We start from the raw sequence: 17,492 nt of genomic DNA, 5'->3' as shown, positions 1-17,492 counted from the left end.
AAAAAATATAGGGCACAAAAACATAAATCAATAAAAATAACATAATCAACCCTATTTTATTTAGGGTTTAAATCTAATTAATATAGATTTGAGTCACGAAACTTAATAAACCATTATTTATGAGAAACAAAATTACTTTAACACTACTAATGCTAACTGCACTAGTTGTAACCGCACAAGAAACCGAAGACGCATCAACTAAAAAGTTCACAATCTCTGGAAGTGTTGATGCCTATTATAGAGCCAACCTAACAGGACCAAACGAAGCATTTGAAGATGGCGACGACACTTTCTTTCTAAATCCTGGCACCTCATTTGCAAACCGAAGTGGCTTTAGTCTTGGTATGGCAAATGCAATTATTTCTTACGAAGGAAGTAAAGTTGGTTTTGTAGCCGACTTAGTTTTTGGACCAAGAGGAGAAGACGCAGTTTTCTTATCTACTGGATCAAGCAATATTGTCAATCAACTTTATATGTATTACAATGTAAGTGACAAAGTGAAGCTTACATTAGGAAACTTTAATACTTTTTTAGGGTATGAAGTCATTTCTCCTGCTGATAATTTTAACTACAGTACATCGTACATGTTCTCAAATGGACCTTTTTCTCATACTGGGTTGAAGGCAGACATTACTTTATCTGATGACTTTTCGTTATTACTAGCAATAATGAACAGTACAGATTTTACTGAAACTAATTTTGACGGAAGTTACACTGCAGGTGCTCAACTTGGCTACAAAGATCAATACTTAAATCTTATCTACGGAGACCAAACAGGTAGCAATGGCACTACTTTTCAAGTAGATTATACAGGTGGTACAAATTTAAATGACACATTCTTTTTAGGAATTAATGCAACTTATAATGATACAGAAGGAAGCGGATTTTATGGAGCAGCATTATATCCACAATACACGGTTTCTGAAACATTCGGTTTAGGATTAAGAGCAGAATACTTTGGTTTTCATGAGGAAGATTTTGATGATGAGACCGTTTTTGCAGCAACACTATCTGCAAATTACAAAGTAGATGACTTAACAATTATACCTGAAATAAGATTAGACAGTTGGTCTGAGGAATTCTATTTTGATAACGATTTAGAACCTTCTAAAAGCTTAGCATCATTTCTTATTGCTGCAGTTTACAAATTTAACTAAAACACAAGTATTAAAATTTCCGAAGAACATAAAATTTAACACATGAAAAAAGTAGAAGCAATCATCAGGAAATCTAAATTTTCCGCAGTAAAAAAAGCACTTCACGATGTAGGAATTAATTTTTTCTCCTATTGGGATGTTACTGGATTAGGAAACGAAAAAGAAGGACATGTTTACAGAGGCGTGTCTTATAGCACTAGTGATATTCAACGTCGTTATTTATCAATAGTTGTCAATGACGACTTTGAGGCTGTAACTATAAAAGCCATTCTAGAAGCTGGTTCTACTGGTGATGTAGGTGATGGTAAAATCTTTGTCTCACAAATAGATGAAGTTTACAGAATACGAACAGGAGAAAAAGGAGGAAACACTTTAAAATAAAACACATGGAAATACTAACTATAAATAATGTATGGATGATGATCTGTACAGCGCTTGTTTTCTTTATGCACTTAGGTTTTGCATTTTTAGAAATTGGACTAACACGTCAAAAAAATACACTTAACATTTTATTTAAAAACATATTCATAATTACAGTAGGTCTACTATTATATTGCTTAGTTGGCTTCAACTTAATGTATCCTGGATTTGAAGATGGAGCAACAGGAATCTTTGGTTTTGCAGGATTTGGATTAGACTCTCCACTTACAGCAGATGGAGCGCTCGATTTAACTTATAACGAAGGCTACACCTACTGGACAGATTTCTTATTTCAAGGTATGTTTGCAGCAACAGCAGCTACTATTGTATCTGGAGCAGTTGCAGAACGCATGAAGATTGGACCATTTATGATTTTCACAATTATCTACGTTGGATTAGTTTACCCAATTGCAGGTTCTTGGGATTGGGGAGGCGGTTTCTTAGAAACTAGAGACACACCATTTTATGACTTTGCAGGGTCTACATTAGTACACTCTGTTGGAGGATGGGCTGCTTTAGTTGCTGTTTTTCTATTAGGTTCTCGAATTGGAAAATTCAAAGACGGAAAACCACAAGCAATTCCTGGACACAATATTCCATTAGCCACAGCTGGTGTTTTAATATTATGGCTAGGTTGGTTTGGATTTAATGGTGGTTCTGTTTTATCTGCAGATCCAGGATTGACATCATTAGTATTAGTTACAACATGTTTAGCTGCTGCTTCAGGTGGTGTTGTTGCTGCCCTAGTGTCTACTATTCGATATAAAAATTTAGATTTAACAATGTTTCTAAATGGTATTCTAGGAGGTCTTGTTGGTATCACAGCTGGTGCAGACCAGATGAGTCCTACAGATGCAATTTTAATTGGAGCAATTGCTGGTGCGATTATCGTTTTTGCAGTTTCACTAATTGATAAACTTAGATTAGATGATCCTGTTGGAGCCATTGCTGTTCACTTAGCATGTGGTATTTGGGGAACATTAGCCGTTGGAATATTTGGCGGATTAGCTAGTGTAGACCAGTTTATCACTCAGCTTGTTGGAGTTGGATCTGTAGCTGTATTCTGTATTGTTTCAGCATTTATTATTCTATTTGCTTTAAAGAAAATAGTCGGTATAAGAGTTTCTGAAAAAGAAGAACTAGAAGGTCTTGATGCACATGAACATGGTATGGATGCTTATCCAGACTTTAGATTGAATGAGCATTAGTTTTTAATTGATTAGTTATCTTAAAAATCCCGAAGACTCATAGCTTCGGGATTTTGTTTGTCATCATATATTAAAAAACCCTCAATAAAAATTTATTGAGGGTTTCTTATGATTGTTCTATTTTTTTTAAGCAGAATTTCGACTAGCATTAATATTTCCGAAGAGAGAACGTGTCACCATTTTTTGATAAACCTCTATTTCCTCTCCTTTAGTTATTCCGTTTTTTTCTAACTCTTGAATCTTCTTCAATGCATATTGCTGAATTGTCAACAATGGCAAAACAATAGACTCTCTAACTGCAACAGATGCTTTACCTGCAGGTTCTTCTTCCATAAGTTCCTTATAACCTGTAAGTTTTAAAAGTAATCGCTTTGAGGTTTGATATTCTTCAAAAATAACATTCCAAAAGGCACCATATTCAGGATCATCACTCATGTATTTTGTCAAATCAAAAAATGATTTAGACAAGGACATCATACTATTTTCAATAAGTGTTTTAAAGAAATCTGATGTTTGAAATAACAATTGTGCTTTATCAAATTGATTGGTATCTTCATAATGTTTAAGTGCAGTACCAACTCCAAAAAATCCTGGAACATTTTGTTTTAATTGACTCCAAGATCCTACAAATGGGATAGCTCTTAAGTCTTCAAAAACTAAACCTTCTGCTTTCCCTCTTTTAGAAGGACGACTTCCAATATTAGTTTTTGCATAATATTTCAAAGTACTCATGTGTTCTAAATACGGAATAAATTTAGGGTGTGCTTTAAAATTTTTATAGGCTTCATAACTCAGCTTAGATAAGTCATCCATGACTTTTCTATTATCTGGTTGCATGCTTAAATCTTTATCACTTAAACTATTATAAATACCAGAACTAATCAACTGTTCTAAATTATATTGAGATGAATCTAATGTTCCAAAATTTGATGATATGGTTTGACCTTGAATAGTTAATTGCACTTCTTTATCTTCAATTGTTGGACCTAAAGAGGCATAAAAATTATGTGTTTTTCCACCACCTCGAGCTGGAGGTCCACCACGACCATCAAAGAAAATAACAGTAACTCCATATTTTCTAGACACTGTTGTTAACCTTTCTTTCGCGTTATAAATTGCCCAATTTGCCATTAAATAACCACCATCTTTAGTTCCATCACTAAACCCAAGCATTATAGTTTGCTTGTTTCCTCTGGATTTTAAATGTGCAGCATATTCTGGATTTGTATATAAATCTTCCATCACTTGAGGTGCATTTTCCAAATCTGTAATGGTTTCAAATAATGGTCCAATATCAACAGTTAATTGATCCTGAAATGCAACTAATTTTAGCATTGCAAATAACTGCATGACATTTAAAGTCGACTGATTATTACTAATAATGTAACGATTAGCAGCAACTTCACCATTAGTCGTTTGAATCGTTTTTATGGCTTTCATCGTCTTTAAAGCCTTCAAGGTTTCTGCATCTTTAATTAAAGATAAATCGACTTCACCTTCAACTTTAGATAAGATTTGTATTTGCTCTTTTTCGGATAATTCATGGTAATTCTTCGGAAAGATCTTACTACCACTTTTAATCGATTCATTAACCATATCGTTAAAGAATTGAGCATGCTTTCTACTATCTTGACGAATATCAAGGTTCGCAAAATGAAAACCAAATAAATGAATTTTATTTAATAGACTATTTACCTCAGCAACATAAAGTGATTGATGCTTATCTATTATAATCTGTTTTATATCTTTTAATTCTGAAGTTAAAAAATCTAAAGTCAATGTTGATTTTTCTCGAGTAATGATTTTATAAAGTTCGGTTTCTAAAACAACAATTCGTTCTTCTACACCTTCAAAGGTTAATTTTCGTCTTAAACGTCGAGCGTCTCTATAATAGTTTTTTATAACAGTTTCTCGTAATCGTTTAGCAACTTTTAGAGTAATTTCTGGAGTTACAAAAGGGTTTCCATCTCGATCTCCTCCTGGCCAAAAACCAATATTAATAATGTCATTTTCAATTTGTTTTCCGTCGAAAATATTTTGCTGGATGTAATCGTAAATTGTTCCGAAGGATTTATAAAACACATTTTCCAAATACCAAATTAAGCTCACTGCTTCATCATAAGGTGTCGGTTTTTTATGCTTAAAAAAGGGAGTTTTACCAAGTTGTGCTAATAAATCATTGATTCTTAATAAATCATTTTCTTTAACTGCTTCGGTTAAATCTGTAATAATACCCAAAACAGATCCTGGATAAAACTGAGTAGGATGCGCAGTAAGCACAATTCTAACCTTAAACTCTTCTAAATATTTTTGTAGCGTTTCTAATTTGTTTTCTGCAGTAACAGCTTCCTTTAAACTACGCAACGTACCAATCCCATCCATATTATTAACGACAGGAAAAGCAGCATCTTCAATAGCATCAAACAACACAACTTGACGTTCTATATATTGAATAAAACGGAACAATAATGCAATTTGACTTTTATCAGATCGTCTCGCTTGGTACTTTTTAAAAAACGAATTAACTATTGTTGTGGGATTATCTCCAGCTGCAAAGCCTTTACTACAAGTTTCGTGAAACAATGGCAAAAGCGCTCCTGTTTTAGTGATTGTATCAAAAGGCAATGTCATAAAAATACTGTTGTAAATTTGATATTTAGACAGTACGTTTTGATTAAACCTGGTAAGCTTAGGTTGTGTAGGCATGTATTATATTATTGTTGATTGTCCTAAATGAATATTTGTAAAATTCATATTAGTATCTCCTGGATTATTAATAAAATCTTCAATGAAATCTCCCACTTTAGTTGTGGTTATATTATCATATTTTGTATTAATGTCTGGTGTTGAAATTTGTAATTTTAAAGATTTATCTACTGCTATTCTTACCATTTTAGCTTCATTAAATAATTCAAAATGATCTAATAGCATTGCTGCAGATAAAATAGAAGCCACAGGATTTGCAATTCCTTTATTGGTTGCCTGCGGAAATGAGCCATGAATAGGTTCAAACATCGCATATTCTTTTCCTACGGAAGCAGAAGCCAACAAACCAATAGAACCTCCAATAACACTAGCTTCATCACTAATAATATCTCCAAACATGTTTTCAGTTAAAATAACGTCAAACTGTTTAGGATTAAGAATCATTTGCATTGCTGCATTATCAACAAACAAGAAATCTAGCTCTACATCGCTATATTGTTTAGCAACTTCTGTCACGACTTTTCGCCAAAGTCTTGAGGTCTCTAAAACATTAGCTTTATCTACTAACGTTACTTTGTGTCGCCTGTTTTGAGCTGCATCAAATGCTAAATGGGCAATTCGCTCTATTTCATCTCGCGAATATTCACATAAATCTGATGCAACGTTACCATCGTCACTCAATTCCTTTTTTCCGAAGTAAATACCTCCTGTCAGTTCTCTATAAATACTAATATCTACACCTTTAATAATATGACGTTTTAAAGGCGACTTATCTAAAAGTGATTCATAGGCTTTTACTGGTCGTATATTAGCAAATAATCCAAGTTCTTTTCTCAATTTGAGTAAACCTTGTTCTGGACGCACCTTTGCAGATGGATCGTTATCATATTTTGGATGACCAATAGCACCAAATAAAATAGCATCACTAGATTTACATAATTTCAATGTAGCATCTGGCAATGGATCGTTATGATTATCTATGGCAACAGCACCAACATCTGCTGTTATAAATTTAAAGGAGTGGTCAAATTCTGAAGCAATAGCTTTCAGCACTTTTATAGCTTGATCTGTAACTTCAGGACCAATTCCATCTCCTGGCAATACTGCAATTTGTAATTTCATCGAAAAAAAATTAGTTTCCGTAACAACGGAAATCAATATTAGTTATTAATATGTTTTTTGAGCTTCAAAAGCCTCAATTAATTTAATATTATTTACAAGATAATCAATATCATCGTAACCATTAATCATACACGTTTTTTTGTATGGATCAATATCGAAATGTGCCAATACATCCAAATCTTTAGCTGAAATTGTTTGATTCTCGAGATTCACTTCAATCAACGTTTCAGGATGTTTATCAATTTGAGTTAAAAGGGTTTTTAAAAACACTTCTGAAACCTGAATTGGCAACAACCCATTATTCAACGCGTTACCTTTAAAAATATCTGCAAAAAAGCTAGACACAACGACTTTAAAACCAAAATCAGTAATAGCCCAAGCTGCATGCTCTCTACTTGATCCGCATCCAAAATTATCTCCAGCAACTAATATGCTTCCTGTATATTTTGGATTATTAAGCACAAAATCTTGATTTACTGATCCATCTTTATGGTATCTCCAATCCCTAAACACGTTATCGCCAAAACCTTTACGGTCTGTAGCTTTTAAAAAACGTGCTGGTATAATTTGATCTGTATCGACATTCTCAATATGTAACGGAATGGCTCTAGATTGTAATGTTGTAAACTTTTCCATTAATTTAATTGTTTAGTGATGTCAATTATTTTTCCCTCAACTGCTGTCGCTGCTGCAACTAGAGGACTTGCCAAAATAGTTCTAGAACCTTGACCTTGGCGACCTTCAAAATTTCTATTTGATGTAGATACACAATATTCGCCTTGTGGTATTTTATCATCATTCATAGCTAAACACGCAGAACATCCTGGCTGACGTAATTCAAAACCAGCATCTTCAAACACAGTTTTTAAACCTTCTTCTATAATTTGTGCTTCTACAAGTTTACTTCCTGGAACTAACCAAGCTGTCACATTATCTGCTTTTTTCTTGCCTTTTATATAATTTGCAGCTACTCTAAAATCTTCAATTCTAGAATTAGTGCAACTTCCTATAAACACAAAATTGATAGGTTTATTAATAAGAGATTCTCCTTTTTTGAAGTTCATATATTTCAGTGATTTCTCAAAAGAGGCATCACTAACTTCAGGAATATATTCTGAAATTTTAATTCCCATTCCTGGATTTGTTCCGTAGGTAACCATCGGCTCAATATCCTGAGCATCAAAATGATATTCTTTATCAAATTGAGCGTCTTTATCGGTAGGTAAAGTTTTCCAATAGGCAATTTTTTTCTTAAACGCTTCTCCTTTTGGTGCAAATTCTCGCCCTTCTACATAATCAAAAGTGGTTTGATCTGGTGCGATCATTCCTCCTCTTGCTCCCATTTCAATACTCATATTACAAACCGTCATACGACCTTCCATGCTCATCTCTTCAAACACATTTCCTGCATATTCACAGAAATAACCTGTCCCAGAATTTGTACCAAGCTTTGAAATAATATAAAGAATGACATCTTTTGGTAAGACGCCATTCTTTAATTTGCCATTAACAGTAACTCTTAAACTTTTTGGTTTAGTAAGCAACAAGCATTGACTCGCAAAAACTTGCGCTACTTGACTTGTTCCAATACCAAATGCAATGGCTCCGAACGCTCCATGTGTTGAGGTGTGACTATCTCCACAAACCATGGTCATACCTGGTTGTGTAACACCTAACTCTGGAGCCATTACATGGACTATTCCATTATATTTGTGACCTAACTCGTATAATGTAATATTATTTTTTTTACAATTTTCAGACAATTGTTCCAACTGCTTTCTCGATAAATCATCCTTAATTGGCTGATCTTGATTTAGCGTTGGTGTATTATGATCTGCTGTCGCTACAATTTGATCTGGTCTAAACACCGGAATTCCGCGTTCTTCTAATTCATTAAAAGCTTGAGGGCTTGTCACCTCATGTATTAAATGTTTGTCTATATATAAAATCTGTGGACCATTTTCTATTGTATTGACCACATGCGAATCCCAGACTTTGTCAAATAATGTTTTACTCATGTTCACTTTCCGCGAAAGCGGAAATCTATTTTACTTTTCCGAAGAAAATTAGTTATTATTATTTTTATTATGCTGAAATTATCTGCCTATAAACTTTACTCGTTTCAATAATTTGGTGAATATCACCATCATTAATTTCTTTCTTTCTATCTGCAAAACTTAAAAAATTAGCATACACATCATCCAATTGAAGTTTCGTTAATTCGTAACCTACATTTTTTGCTCTGTAAGCCAATGCAGCTCTTCCACTTCTTGCTGTTAACACTATAGCACTTTCAGTGACACCAACATCTTTTGGATTGATTATTTCATAGGTTTCACGGTTTTTAATCACACCATCTTGATGAATTCCAGAGCTATGTGCAAATGCATTTGCTCCAACTATAGCTTTATTTGGTTGTGTATAAATACCCATACTATCACTTACTAATTGGCTCATTCCGTAAAGCATTGAGGTATTAATATTTGTATCCAAATTAAGATATGGATGTTGCTTTAAAACCATCACTACTTCTTCTAAGGCTGTGTTTCCTGCACGCTCTCCTATTCCATTGATAGTACATTCTATTTGTCTTGCTCCATTAATTACGCCTTCAATAGAATTTGCTGTAGCTAACCCTAAATCATTATGACAATGACAGGATAGGATAGCTTTTTCAATACCTTTTACATTTTCTTTTAGATACTTAATTTTTGCACCATATTCGCTAGGCAAGCAATAACCTGTTGTATCAGGAATATTTAAAACTGTTGCTCCTGCTCTAATTGCAGCTTCACAAACTCTTGCTAGATATTCGTTTTCTGTTCTACCAGCATCTTCAGCATAAAATTCAACATCATCAACAAAAGACTTTGCATATTTCACAGCAGCAAAAGCACGTTCAATGATTGTTTCTCTATTTGATTTAAATTTATGAAGGATATGAGAGTCAGAAGTTCCGATTCCTGTATGAATTCTTGGTTTAGCTGCATATTTTAAAGCTTCAGCAGCTACTTTTATATCGTTCTCTACTGCTCTTGTTAAACCGCAAACTGTTGCATGCTTCACAATTTTTGAAATCGCTTGAACCGATTTAAAATCTCCTGGACTAGATACCGGAAAACCAGCTTCTATCACATCCACACCAAGGAAATCTAGCTGCTCTGCAATGACAACTTTTTGTTCTGTATTCAATTTACATCCTGGGACTTGTTCACCATCACGTAAGGTTGTATCGAAGATTTGTATGTTATTATCTGACATTTATCAAAATATATTTTCGTATTGTCTAACGAATGTATATTTTCAATTTGTAAATTGACACACCTATTAATTGTGTTTTACGATGTTCAAAACACAAAACATTAGATTAAATACTGAATAACAATTAGTTACACAAAAAACCTATTGATGACAAAGGGTCAAAAAGATAATTTATTTCTATTAGTTAAGTCATTAACTAAATCTGAAAAACGACAATTTAAGCTGTACGTTGGACGTCTTGATGTCAATTCTGACTCTAAGTTCTTAAATCTTTTTAATTTATTGGACAAGGCTAATGTGTATGACGAAACAGTAATTTTAAAAAGCGGTATTGTTAAAAAACAACAATTAGCTAATGTAAAAGCGCACTTATACAAGCAAATTTTAATTAGTTTAAAATTAAATCCTTCTCACCAAAATATACGTTCACAAATTAGAGAGCAGCTCGATTTTGCTTCCATCTTATATCACAAAGGTTTATACAAACAAAGTTTAAAAATTTTGGATAAAGCTAAAGATGTGGCTATTCAAAATGAAGAAAAAAATCTTGCTTTTGAAATCGTTGAACTCGAAAAAATCATTGAAGCTCAATACATCACAAGAAGTATCAGCACAAGAGCAGACGAACTTACAATACAAGCAAAGGAGCTAAGTAGTCTTAATGTTACAGCCAGCAAATTATCCAATTTATCGCTTCAATTATATAGTTTTATTTTAAAAACAGGTTATGTTAAAAGCGAAGACGAAAGCCAACAAGTAACCGCATATTTTAAAGCAAGATTACCTAAATATAAAATCCAAAATCTAGGTTTTAGAGAAAAACTTTGGTTGTATAATGCGTATTTATGGTATAGTTTTTTGCTTCAAGATTTTAAAAATTGTTATAAATATGCTTCAAAATGGGTTGATTTATTTGAAGAATACCCAAATATGATTCAGTTGAATCCTGTATTTTACTTAAAAGGAAATAATTATTTATTAGAGTCTGTCTTCTTTATTAGAAACAAGCCAAAATTCGTTGAGATCCTTTCTAATCTGAAATTGAAAGTTGAAGACAAATCTTTTCCTAAGGATGAAAACGTCCAAACCTTAACATTTCTGTATTTTAACTTTCATGATATTAACAAACATTTTATCGATGGCAGTTTTAAGGATGGTTTAGAGTTAATTCCGAAGATAGAAAAAAGCCTAACTCGCTTCGAAAACAAAATTGACGACCATCATAAAATGGTATTTTATTACAAATTTGCAAGTTTGCATTTTGGAACAGGAAACAACAAAGAATGTATAAAATATTTAGATAAAATTATATCAAACAAATCTCTATCCATGCGTGAAGATTTGTTGTGTTTTTCTAGAGTTCTAAACCTTGTCGCACATTATGAAGCAGGACTAGACTACCATCTAGACACCTTGCTTAGAAGCACTTATAAGTTTTTAATTAAAATGAATGATCTTCACGAAGTCCAAAAAGAAATGATTAAATTCATTAAAGGCTTACAAGACATTTATCCACATGAACTCAAAAACGCATTTATAGAATTACATGCAACACTTAAAACTTTTGAAGACCATCCTTTTGAGAGACGTGCATTTCTTTATCTCGATATCATTTCTTGGTTGGAGAGCAAAATTAGCAACACTCCAGTTGACAAAATCATACAAACTAAATATTTAAAAAACTATACTTCGTAATTAAATGAATGTTGCCATACTAATTCTCAGCGCAGGAAGCTCAAATAGAATGGGAACATCAAAACAGTTATTACCAATTGGCAACACAACACTTTTAGGTTTAAGTATTGAAAACGCGTTACAATCAAATGCAAAAAAAGTGTTTTGTGTGTTAGGTTCAAATGCAGAAAACATTAAAAATTCTATTTCACAATATGATATTGAAATCATAACCAATGTCAATTATAAAAAAGGCTTAAGTTCCAGTATTATTAAAGGTTTACATTACTTAAAAGACAAAAATTTTGACTCAATTTTATTCATGCTTAGCGATCAACCTAAAGTAGACTCAAAATATATCAATTTATTAATTCTTTCTTCGGAAAATAATCCAACTCAAATTATAGCATCTCAATATGAAAAGACTATTGGTGTGCCAGCTATTTTTCCGAAGAGATATTTTAAACAGTTATTACAACTTAAAGGAGATAAAGGCGCAAAAGATTTCCTAAACGCTCACAAATCTCAAACCATAACAATAAAGAGCGATAAATTAATTGATATTGATACTCAAGAAGAGTATCTCAATTTTTTGAAATCACTATAAAAAGTTAACACACAACATATTTAAGACAAATATTAGTTAACTTTAGCTAAATATATTTTTGGCTATGGCAAGTTATAATTTGAAAATTAACGGTAAATCAGTTTCTGTAACTGTAGATGAAGACACACCTTTACTTTGGGTGCTTCGTGATGAACTCAATTTGGTAGGCACCAAATTTGGATGTGGAATTGCTCAATGTGGTGCATGCACAGTGCATTTAGATGGTACAGCTGTGAGAAGTTGTTCTATTCCAATTGCAAGTCTAGAAGGTGCAAATATCACAACTATTGAAGGACTTGCAGATGAAAAACTACATCCTGTACAAGAAGCTTGGAAAGAGCTCGATGTACCTCAATGTGGTTATTGCCAAGCTGGTCAAATCATGACAGCTACATCATTTTTGAGTCAAAACCCAAACCCAAATAATAAGGACATTAGAAATGCTATGAATGGCAATCTTTGTAGATGCGCAAGTTATAATCGTATAGAAAAAGCAGTTGCTTTAGCTGCAAAAAAAATGTCTTAAGCTAAAGAATTATGAAACGAGCATGTTCAAAAATTGATAATCCATAGGAATAATTAATAGCGAACAGCATGTGACCATTGAAAAACAATATATACGAACACATGAAAAATCAAAACAAACTTACTTTTAGCAGACGAAACTTTCTTCGCACTTCTGCCCTTGCCTCTGGAGGACTTTTAATTGGGTTCAATTTTCTAACATCTTGTGAAGACGCTGTTGCTCCACCAGTTGATATTTCAAAATTAAACTTTAAAGACTTTAATGCTTTTATAAAAATTGCTGAAAATGGCTACGTCACTATATTTTCGCCTAACCCAGAAATCGGTCAAGGTGTAAAAACAGCAATGCCAATGATAATTGCTGAAGAACTTGACGTGCCTTGGGATCATGTTTCTGTTGCACAAGGCGCTTTAGATACCACTAATTTCACAAGGCAAGTAGCTGGCGGAAGTCAGTCAATTCGTTTTGGTTGGGACGCTCTTCGTCAAACTGGTGCAACGGCAAAACAAATGCTCATAAATGCAGCAGCTATAAAATGGAATGTTGATGCATCTACATGCTCAGCTTCTCAAGGCATTATAAAAAACACAAATGGAGACACACTTGGTTATGGTGATGTAGTTAATGAAGCAGCACATCTCGAAGTTCCAGAAGATGTGACTTTAAAAGATACTAAAGACTATAAAATTATTGGTAAGAACGCTATAAATGTTGATGCCGAAAAGATTATAACTGGCAAACCTTTATTTGGTTTAGATTATAAAGTTGAAGGCATGCTGTATGCTTCTGTACTAAGACCTCCTGCTTTTGGGCAAGTATTAGAATCCTATGATGCTACTGATGCTAAATCTTTACCTGGCGTTATTGATGTCATTACCATTGGAGAAAAGGCAAGAAACTATTTAAACAAAGGTGATTTTAATCCTTCTGCACATTGGAGTGTACGTTTAAGTAAAACCGACAAAGTCGTAGTGATTGGAAAAACCACTTGGGATGTTATAAAAGGCAAAAAAGCTTTAAAAGCCACATGGAAAAATGATTCATCAACGGAGAGTACAAAAACACATGATGACGAACTCGTTAAAATTTTAGATGGCAAAAATTTAGATATCAGACGCGAAGATGGAAACATAAAGAAAGCCTTTGCAGAAGCTGACAAAGTAATCGAACGCACTTACGAATCTCCTTTTTTACCTCATAACTGCATGGAGCCTATGAATTTTTTCGCTGATGTCACAGATGAAAAAGTGCACTTAGTTGGTCCTGTACAAACTCCAGAAGCTGCAGCAAATGTGGTGGCTTCTTTATTAAATCGTAATCTTGAAGATGTCCATGTTGATATGACACGAATGGGTGGAGGTTTTGGAAGACGTCTCTATGGTGATTTTGTTTATGAAGTCGCAGAAATAGCAGCTATAATAAAACAACCAATTAAATTGATTTCTACCAGAGAAGATGACATGTCCTTAGGTGTGTATCGACCAGCTATTAAATACAGAATCGCTGCTTCAATAAAAGACAAGAAAGTAACAGGCTACCATTTAAAGGAAGCTGCTGTAAATTCTAATATGTATGGTTTAATTCCACATTTTTTTCCTGCTGGAGCCATCAAGAATTACAAAGTAGAATCTGGAAATTACCAAAGTAACATTACCACTGGAGCTTGGAGAGCACCTTACACTAACTTTTTAGCCTTTGCAGAACAAAGCTTTTTTGATGAACTAGCAGAAGCTTGCGAAAAAGACCCAGTACAATTACGTTTAGATTTACTTAAAAATGTTACCGATGGTGAAGATCCTAATATTGAATATTCTGCAAAGCGAATGACAGACGCTATAAAATTAGCTGTTGAGAAAAGTAATTGGGGAAATACTAAGGAAGGCGTACATCAAGGATTTTCTGCTTATTATAGTCATAATACACATGTTGCCGAAGTTGTTGACATTACATTAAAAAACGGATTACCAATGGTTGAAAAAGTGACTGTTGCAGTAGATTGCGGAATCGTAGTCAACCCAACAGGAGCCAAAAATCAAATTGAAGGTGGTGTTATAGATGGTATTGGTCATGCAATGTATGGTGATTTTTCTTTTGAAAACGGCAAACCAAAAGATGTCAACTTCAACACTTATCGTTTAATAAGAATGAAAGAAACACCAATTGTTCACACCTATTTTGTGGAGAATAATTTATCTCCAACAGGATTAGGAGAACCTGGCTTACCACCAGCAGGAGGTGCTTTGGCAAATGCAATAAAGGCTGCAACTGGCCAGATATTGACCAAACAACCTTTTGTGAACTCTTTAATTAAACATGATAATGGTTTGAAGGTTTAGAATTTCCGAAGCACTAAAATTTAACCCTAAAACATTCAGCCATCATCTTAAATAATTCAGGATGCTTGCGCTTCATAAGTTTAGGACGCTCAAAAAAGTACTCTGAAGCGACTGCGAAAAACTCAGCTTGCTTCGTGCCACCATAAGCTCGAATATCTGATTTATCATTATTGATCGCTTCCATTTTATCGTGCACCAATTTCAACCACGGAATCGCATTCATATTCTGCATCAATATTTCTGGGATTCCATCAATATTGTCGTCCATTTTATCAATGAGATGCACAAATTCATGAATAGCAGTATTGCCCTTATCAGTTTTATTACTAAACCCATGACGTAGTGCTTTTCTAGATAAAATCATTTTACCTTCTAAACGACCAGTACCAACAACACCTGCAATTCGTCTGGATTCACTCTTGTTTGAAAATTCAAAATCTTCATTAAAATGATCAGGATAGACTATAATTCCGGTGACTGTAGGATAATGCCATTCTTTAAAAGAAAACACAGGAATTACTGCACTCGACGCGATTAAAATTGTATCTAATTCTTCAATTTCAAAATCAACACTATCAATATATACTTCGGCTAAAAACTGCATCATTCTGTCTTGAAAACGCTTTTGTTCACTAGGCTCTAAATTTTTATAAAAAGCGACTTCTTTAAGTAGAATAGAATGCCAATGTGGTGGAATGGTTTTAGCTTTTTTTGAATACTTTTTGTAAAACACATAGATGACAAAAATAAAAAGAGCAATAAATATAATATTGTAAAGCATAAATAAGATGAGTAGGTTTTAGAGTTCTAATCTAATGATTTTCAATCATATTAACCTAAAATATGACAAAAAATGAATATCTTTAAATGAACTTATTTTCACTTTTTTGATTGAAGCGAAAAATAGGCATTTTATTTTAATTGGAATTCTTTTTTGCACTTCATAGTTATACTACGATGTAATAAAAAGAAGAACAATTAAGGTAAAAACAAGTTCAAAACCACTCTACCAACAAAAAAATGAAAAAATCACACATTGATATTCACTGTCATCCATCCTTAAAACCTTACGGTAAGAGTTTTAAGTACGAACCAACAAAACAAAACAATCTCAATAGTGGTCGAAAAAATTCTATTTGGCATTATAGTCCACCAAACTTTATAGAACGACAATTCAACAAAATACTCACGCTTACAAAATTCACTCAAACCGATTTAACAGCATTAGCAAAAGCCAATTGTAATATTGTCGTGATTTCCTTGTATCCTTTTGAGAAACATTTTCTCAAAGACAAAATGTTGGGTGTCAAATTTTTACCAGATTTATTGGTCAATTTAGCTGCAGGCGTAAGTCATAAACGCATTGATAATCTTAGAAGTCATAACAGCTATTTTCAAGATTTAATTGCAGAATATGACTATTACAAACAACTCAATAACTTCGCTCAAGTTATTGATGGTGTTACATTTACATATCGCTTAGTTTCTAATTACACGGAAATATCCACCAATATAACCACCTCAACTGCTACCAGAAAAATAATCAGTCTTGTACCTTCAATAGAAGGTGGTCATGCATTTGAAACTGGTTTAGACAAGAATATAAACACAGCTGATGAAACTACTGTTTTAAATAATTTAGAATCCGTTAAAAACTGGGATCATAAACCCTTTTTCTTGACATTAGCGCATCATTTTTACAATGAAATTTGCGGTCATGCGAGAAGCATAAGTATAGGATTAATAAAAGAAAATCAAAATCGAGGGCTTGATACAGACATCACAGTTTTAGGCTTTAAAGTCATTGACAAATTATTAGATAATACCGAGAACAAACGCATACTTATAGATGTTAAACATATGAGTAGAGCATCAAGAACGTCTTATTATAAACTTTTGGAAACAACGTATGCTAATGAAAACATCCCAATTATAGTAAGTCATGGAGCTTCAAATGGAAAACGTTCAATTACTGAACCTAATGTATCAGATTCTGAGCAAAGTCAATATTTTAGAGAAGACGATATTAACTTTTATGATTCAGAAATCTTGCGTATTGCAAAATCAAAAGGTATTTTTGGATTGCAATTAGACGAACGTCGTATCGCCAACCAAAAAGCCATTAGAGCCTCAAGGATTTATTGGCCAAGTAAAAAGAGACGTTATGTAAATAAATCTGATTTAATCTGGAGACAAATTCGCCATATTGGTGAACTATTAGATAAAAACGGACTTTTCGCATGGGAAACAGTAGCAATAGGTTCAGATTTTGACGGAATTGTAAATCCAATTAAAGGACTTTGGACAGCAGAAAACGTTGAAGACATTAAACCCTATTTAGTTGAAAAAGCTGACGACTATCTAAAAACACATAAGTCTAACTTGCAGATACAAAATCAAATTTCAGCACATGAAATTATAGATCGTGTGCTATTTATAAATGCAAATGAATTTTTGAAGACGAACTTCAAATAA

The 17,492-nt window shown here is 33.2% G+C and carries 14 protein-coding genes; 8 read left to right on the top strand and 6 right to left on the bottom strand.

Annotated features, from left to right (window positions below; genetic code table 11):
- Window positions 1-119: 119 nt before the first annotated feature.
- From WNY78_RS02165 to amt, 3 genes are read left to right on the top strand one after another with little or no spacing between them, the layout of a single operon-like run.
- Window positions 120-1,157, top strand: a complete 1,038-nt coding sequence (locus WNY78_RS02165; protein WP_342871532.1) for an outer membrane beta-barrel protein — start codon at window positions 120-122, stop codon at window positions 1,155-1,157.
- A gap of 42 nt (window positions 1,158-1,199) precedes the next feature.
- Window positions 1,200-1,538, top strand: coding sequence for a P-II family nitrogen regulator (locus tag WNY78_RS02160; protein ID WP_342871531.1), 339 nt, complete (start codon window positions 1,200-1,202; stop codon window positions 1,536-1,538).
- Window positions 1,539-1,543: 5 nt separating this feature from the next.
- Window positions 1,544-2,785 (top strand): ammonium transporter, encoded by a 1,242-nt coding sequence (amt, locus tag WNY78_RS02155; protein ID WP_342871530.1) that lies wholly within the window; start codon window positions 1,544-1,546, stop codon window positions 2,783-2,785.
- 126 nt (window positions 2,786-2,911) lie between these two features.
- Here amt and WNY78_RS02150 read toward each other — a convergent pair whose 3' ends face one another.
- From WNY78_RS02150 to WNY78_RS02130, 5 genes are all read right to left on the bottom strand, one after another.
- Window positions 2,912-5,491: a phosphoenolpyruvate carboxylase gene (locus WNY78_RS02150; RefSeq protein ID WP_342871529.1), complete on the bottom strand. Its 2,580-nt coding sequence runs from the start codon at window positions 5,489-5,491 to the stop codon at window positions 2,912-2,914.
- 3 nt (window positions 5,492-5,494) lie between these two features.
- Window positions 5,495-6,613 (bottom strand): 3-isopropylmalate dehydrogenase, encoded by a 1,119-nt coding sequence (leuB, locus tag WNY78_RS02145; RefSeq protein WP_342871528.1) that lies wholly within the window; start codon window positions 6,611-6,613, stop codon window positions 5,495-5,497.
- Window positions 6,614-6,658: 45 nt separating this feature from the next.
- Complete coding sequence (leuD, locus tag WNY78_RS02140; RefSeq protein ID WP_342871527.1) at window positions 6,659-7,249, bottom strand: 3-isopropylmalate dehydratase small subunit; 591 nt, start codon at window positions 7,247-7,249, stop codon at window positions 6,659-6,661.
- Window positions 7,249-8,631 (bottom strand): 3-isopropylmalate dehydratase large subunit, encoded by a 1,383-nt coding sequence (leuC, locus tag WNY78_RS02135; RefSeq protein ID WP_342871526.1) that lies wholly within the window; start codon window positions 8,629-8,631, stop codon window positions 7,249-7,251. Before leuC ends, leuD begins: the two co-directional genes overlap by 1 nt.
- Window positions 8,632-8,698: 67 nt before the next feature.
- Window positions 8,699-9,874 (bottom strand): 2-isopropylmalate synthase, encoded by a 1,176-nt coding sequence (locus WNY78_RS02130; protein ID WP_342871525.1) that lies wholly within the window; start codon window positions 9,872-9,874, stop codon window positions 8,699-8,701.
- Window positions 9,875-10,021: 147 nt separating this feature from the next.
- Between WNY78_RS02130 and WNY78_RS02125 the strand changes: the two genes are divergently transcribed.
- The 4 genes from WNY78_RS02125 (at window position 10,022) to WNY78_RS02110 (ending at window position 15,017) form a co-directional block, all read left to right on the top strand.
- A complete protein-coding gene (locus WNY78_RS02125; protein WP_342871524.1) occupies window positions 10,022-11,569 on the top strand; it encodes a hypothetical protein in 1,548 nt (515 codons plus the stop codon).
- 4 nt (window positions 11,570-11,573) lie between these two features.
- Window positions 11,574-12,155, top strand: a complete 582-nt coding sequence (locus WNY78_RS02120; RefSeq protein ID WP_342871523.1) for a nucleotidyltransferase family protein — start codon at window positions 11,574-11,576, stop codon at window positions 12,153-12,155.
- Between the two features lie 64 nt (window positions 12,156-12,219).
- Window positions 12,220-12,681 (top strand): (2Fe-2S)-binding protein, encoded by a 462-nt coding sequence (locus WNY78_RS02115; RefSeq protein WP_342871522.1) that lies wholly within the window; start codon window positions 12,220-12,222, stop codon window positions 12,679-12,681.
- A 101-nt stretch (window positions 12,682-12,782) separates the two neighbouring features.
- The gene (locus tag WNY78_RS02110; protein ID WP_342871521.1) at window positions 12,783-15,017 is read left to right on the top strand and encodes a molybdopterin cofactor-binding domain-containing protein; all 2,235 of its coding nucleotides are present in this window, start codon (window positions 12,783-12,785) and stop codon (window positions 15,015-15,017) included.
- 13 nt (window positions 15,018-15,030) lie between these two features.
- Here WNY78_RS02110 and WNY78_RS02105 read toward each other — a convergent pair whose 3' ends face one another.
- Window positions 15,031-15,798: a M90 family metallopeptidase gene (locus WNY78_RS02105; protein ID WP_342871520.1), complete on the bottom strand. Its 768-nt coding sequence runs from the start codon at window positions 15,796-15,798 to the stop codon at window positions 15,031-15,033.
- 239 nt (window positions 15,799-16,037) lie between these two features.
- On the opposite strand from WNY78_RS02105, the gene WNY78_RS02100 reads away from it, so the two are divergent.
- The gene (locus tag WNY78_RS02100) at window positions 16,038-17,492 is read left to right on the top strand and encodes a membrane dipeptidase (RefSeq protein ID WP_342871519.1); all 1,455 of its coding nucleotides are present in this window, start codon (window positions 16,038-16,040) and stop codon (window positions 17,490-17,492) included.

The organism is Psychroserpens sp. AS72 (genome assembly GCF_038900375.1).
Lineage (GTDB): Bacteria > Bacteroidota > Bacteroidia > Flavobacteriales > Flavobacteriaceae > Psychroserpens.
Note: the sequence above shows the minus strand (reverse complement) of the source record. Positions and strands in the feature narration are given on the sequence as shown.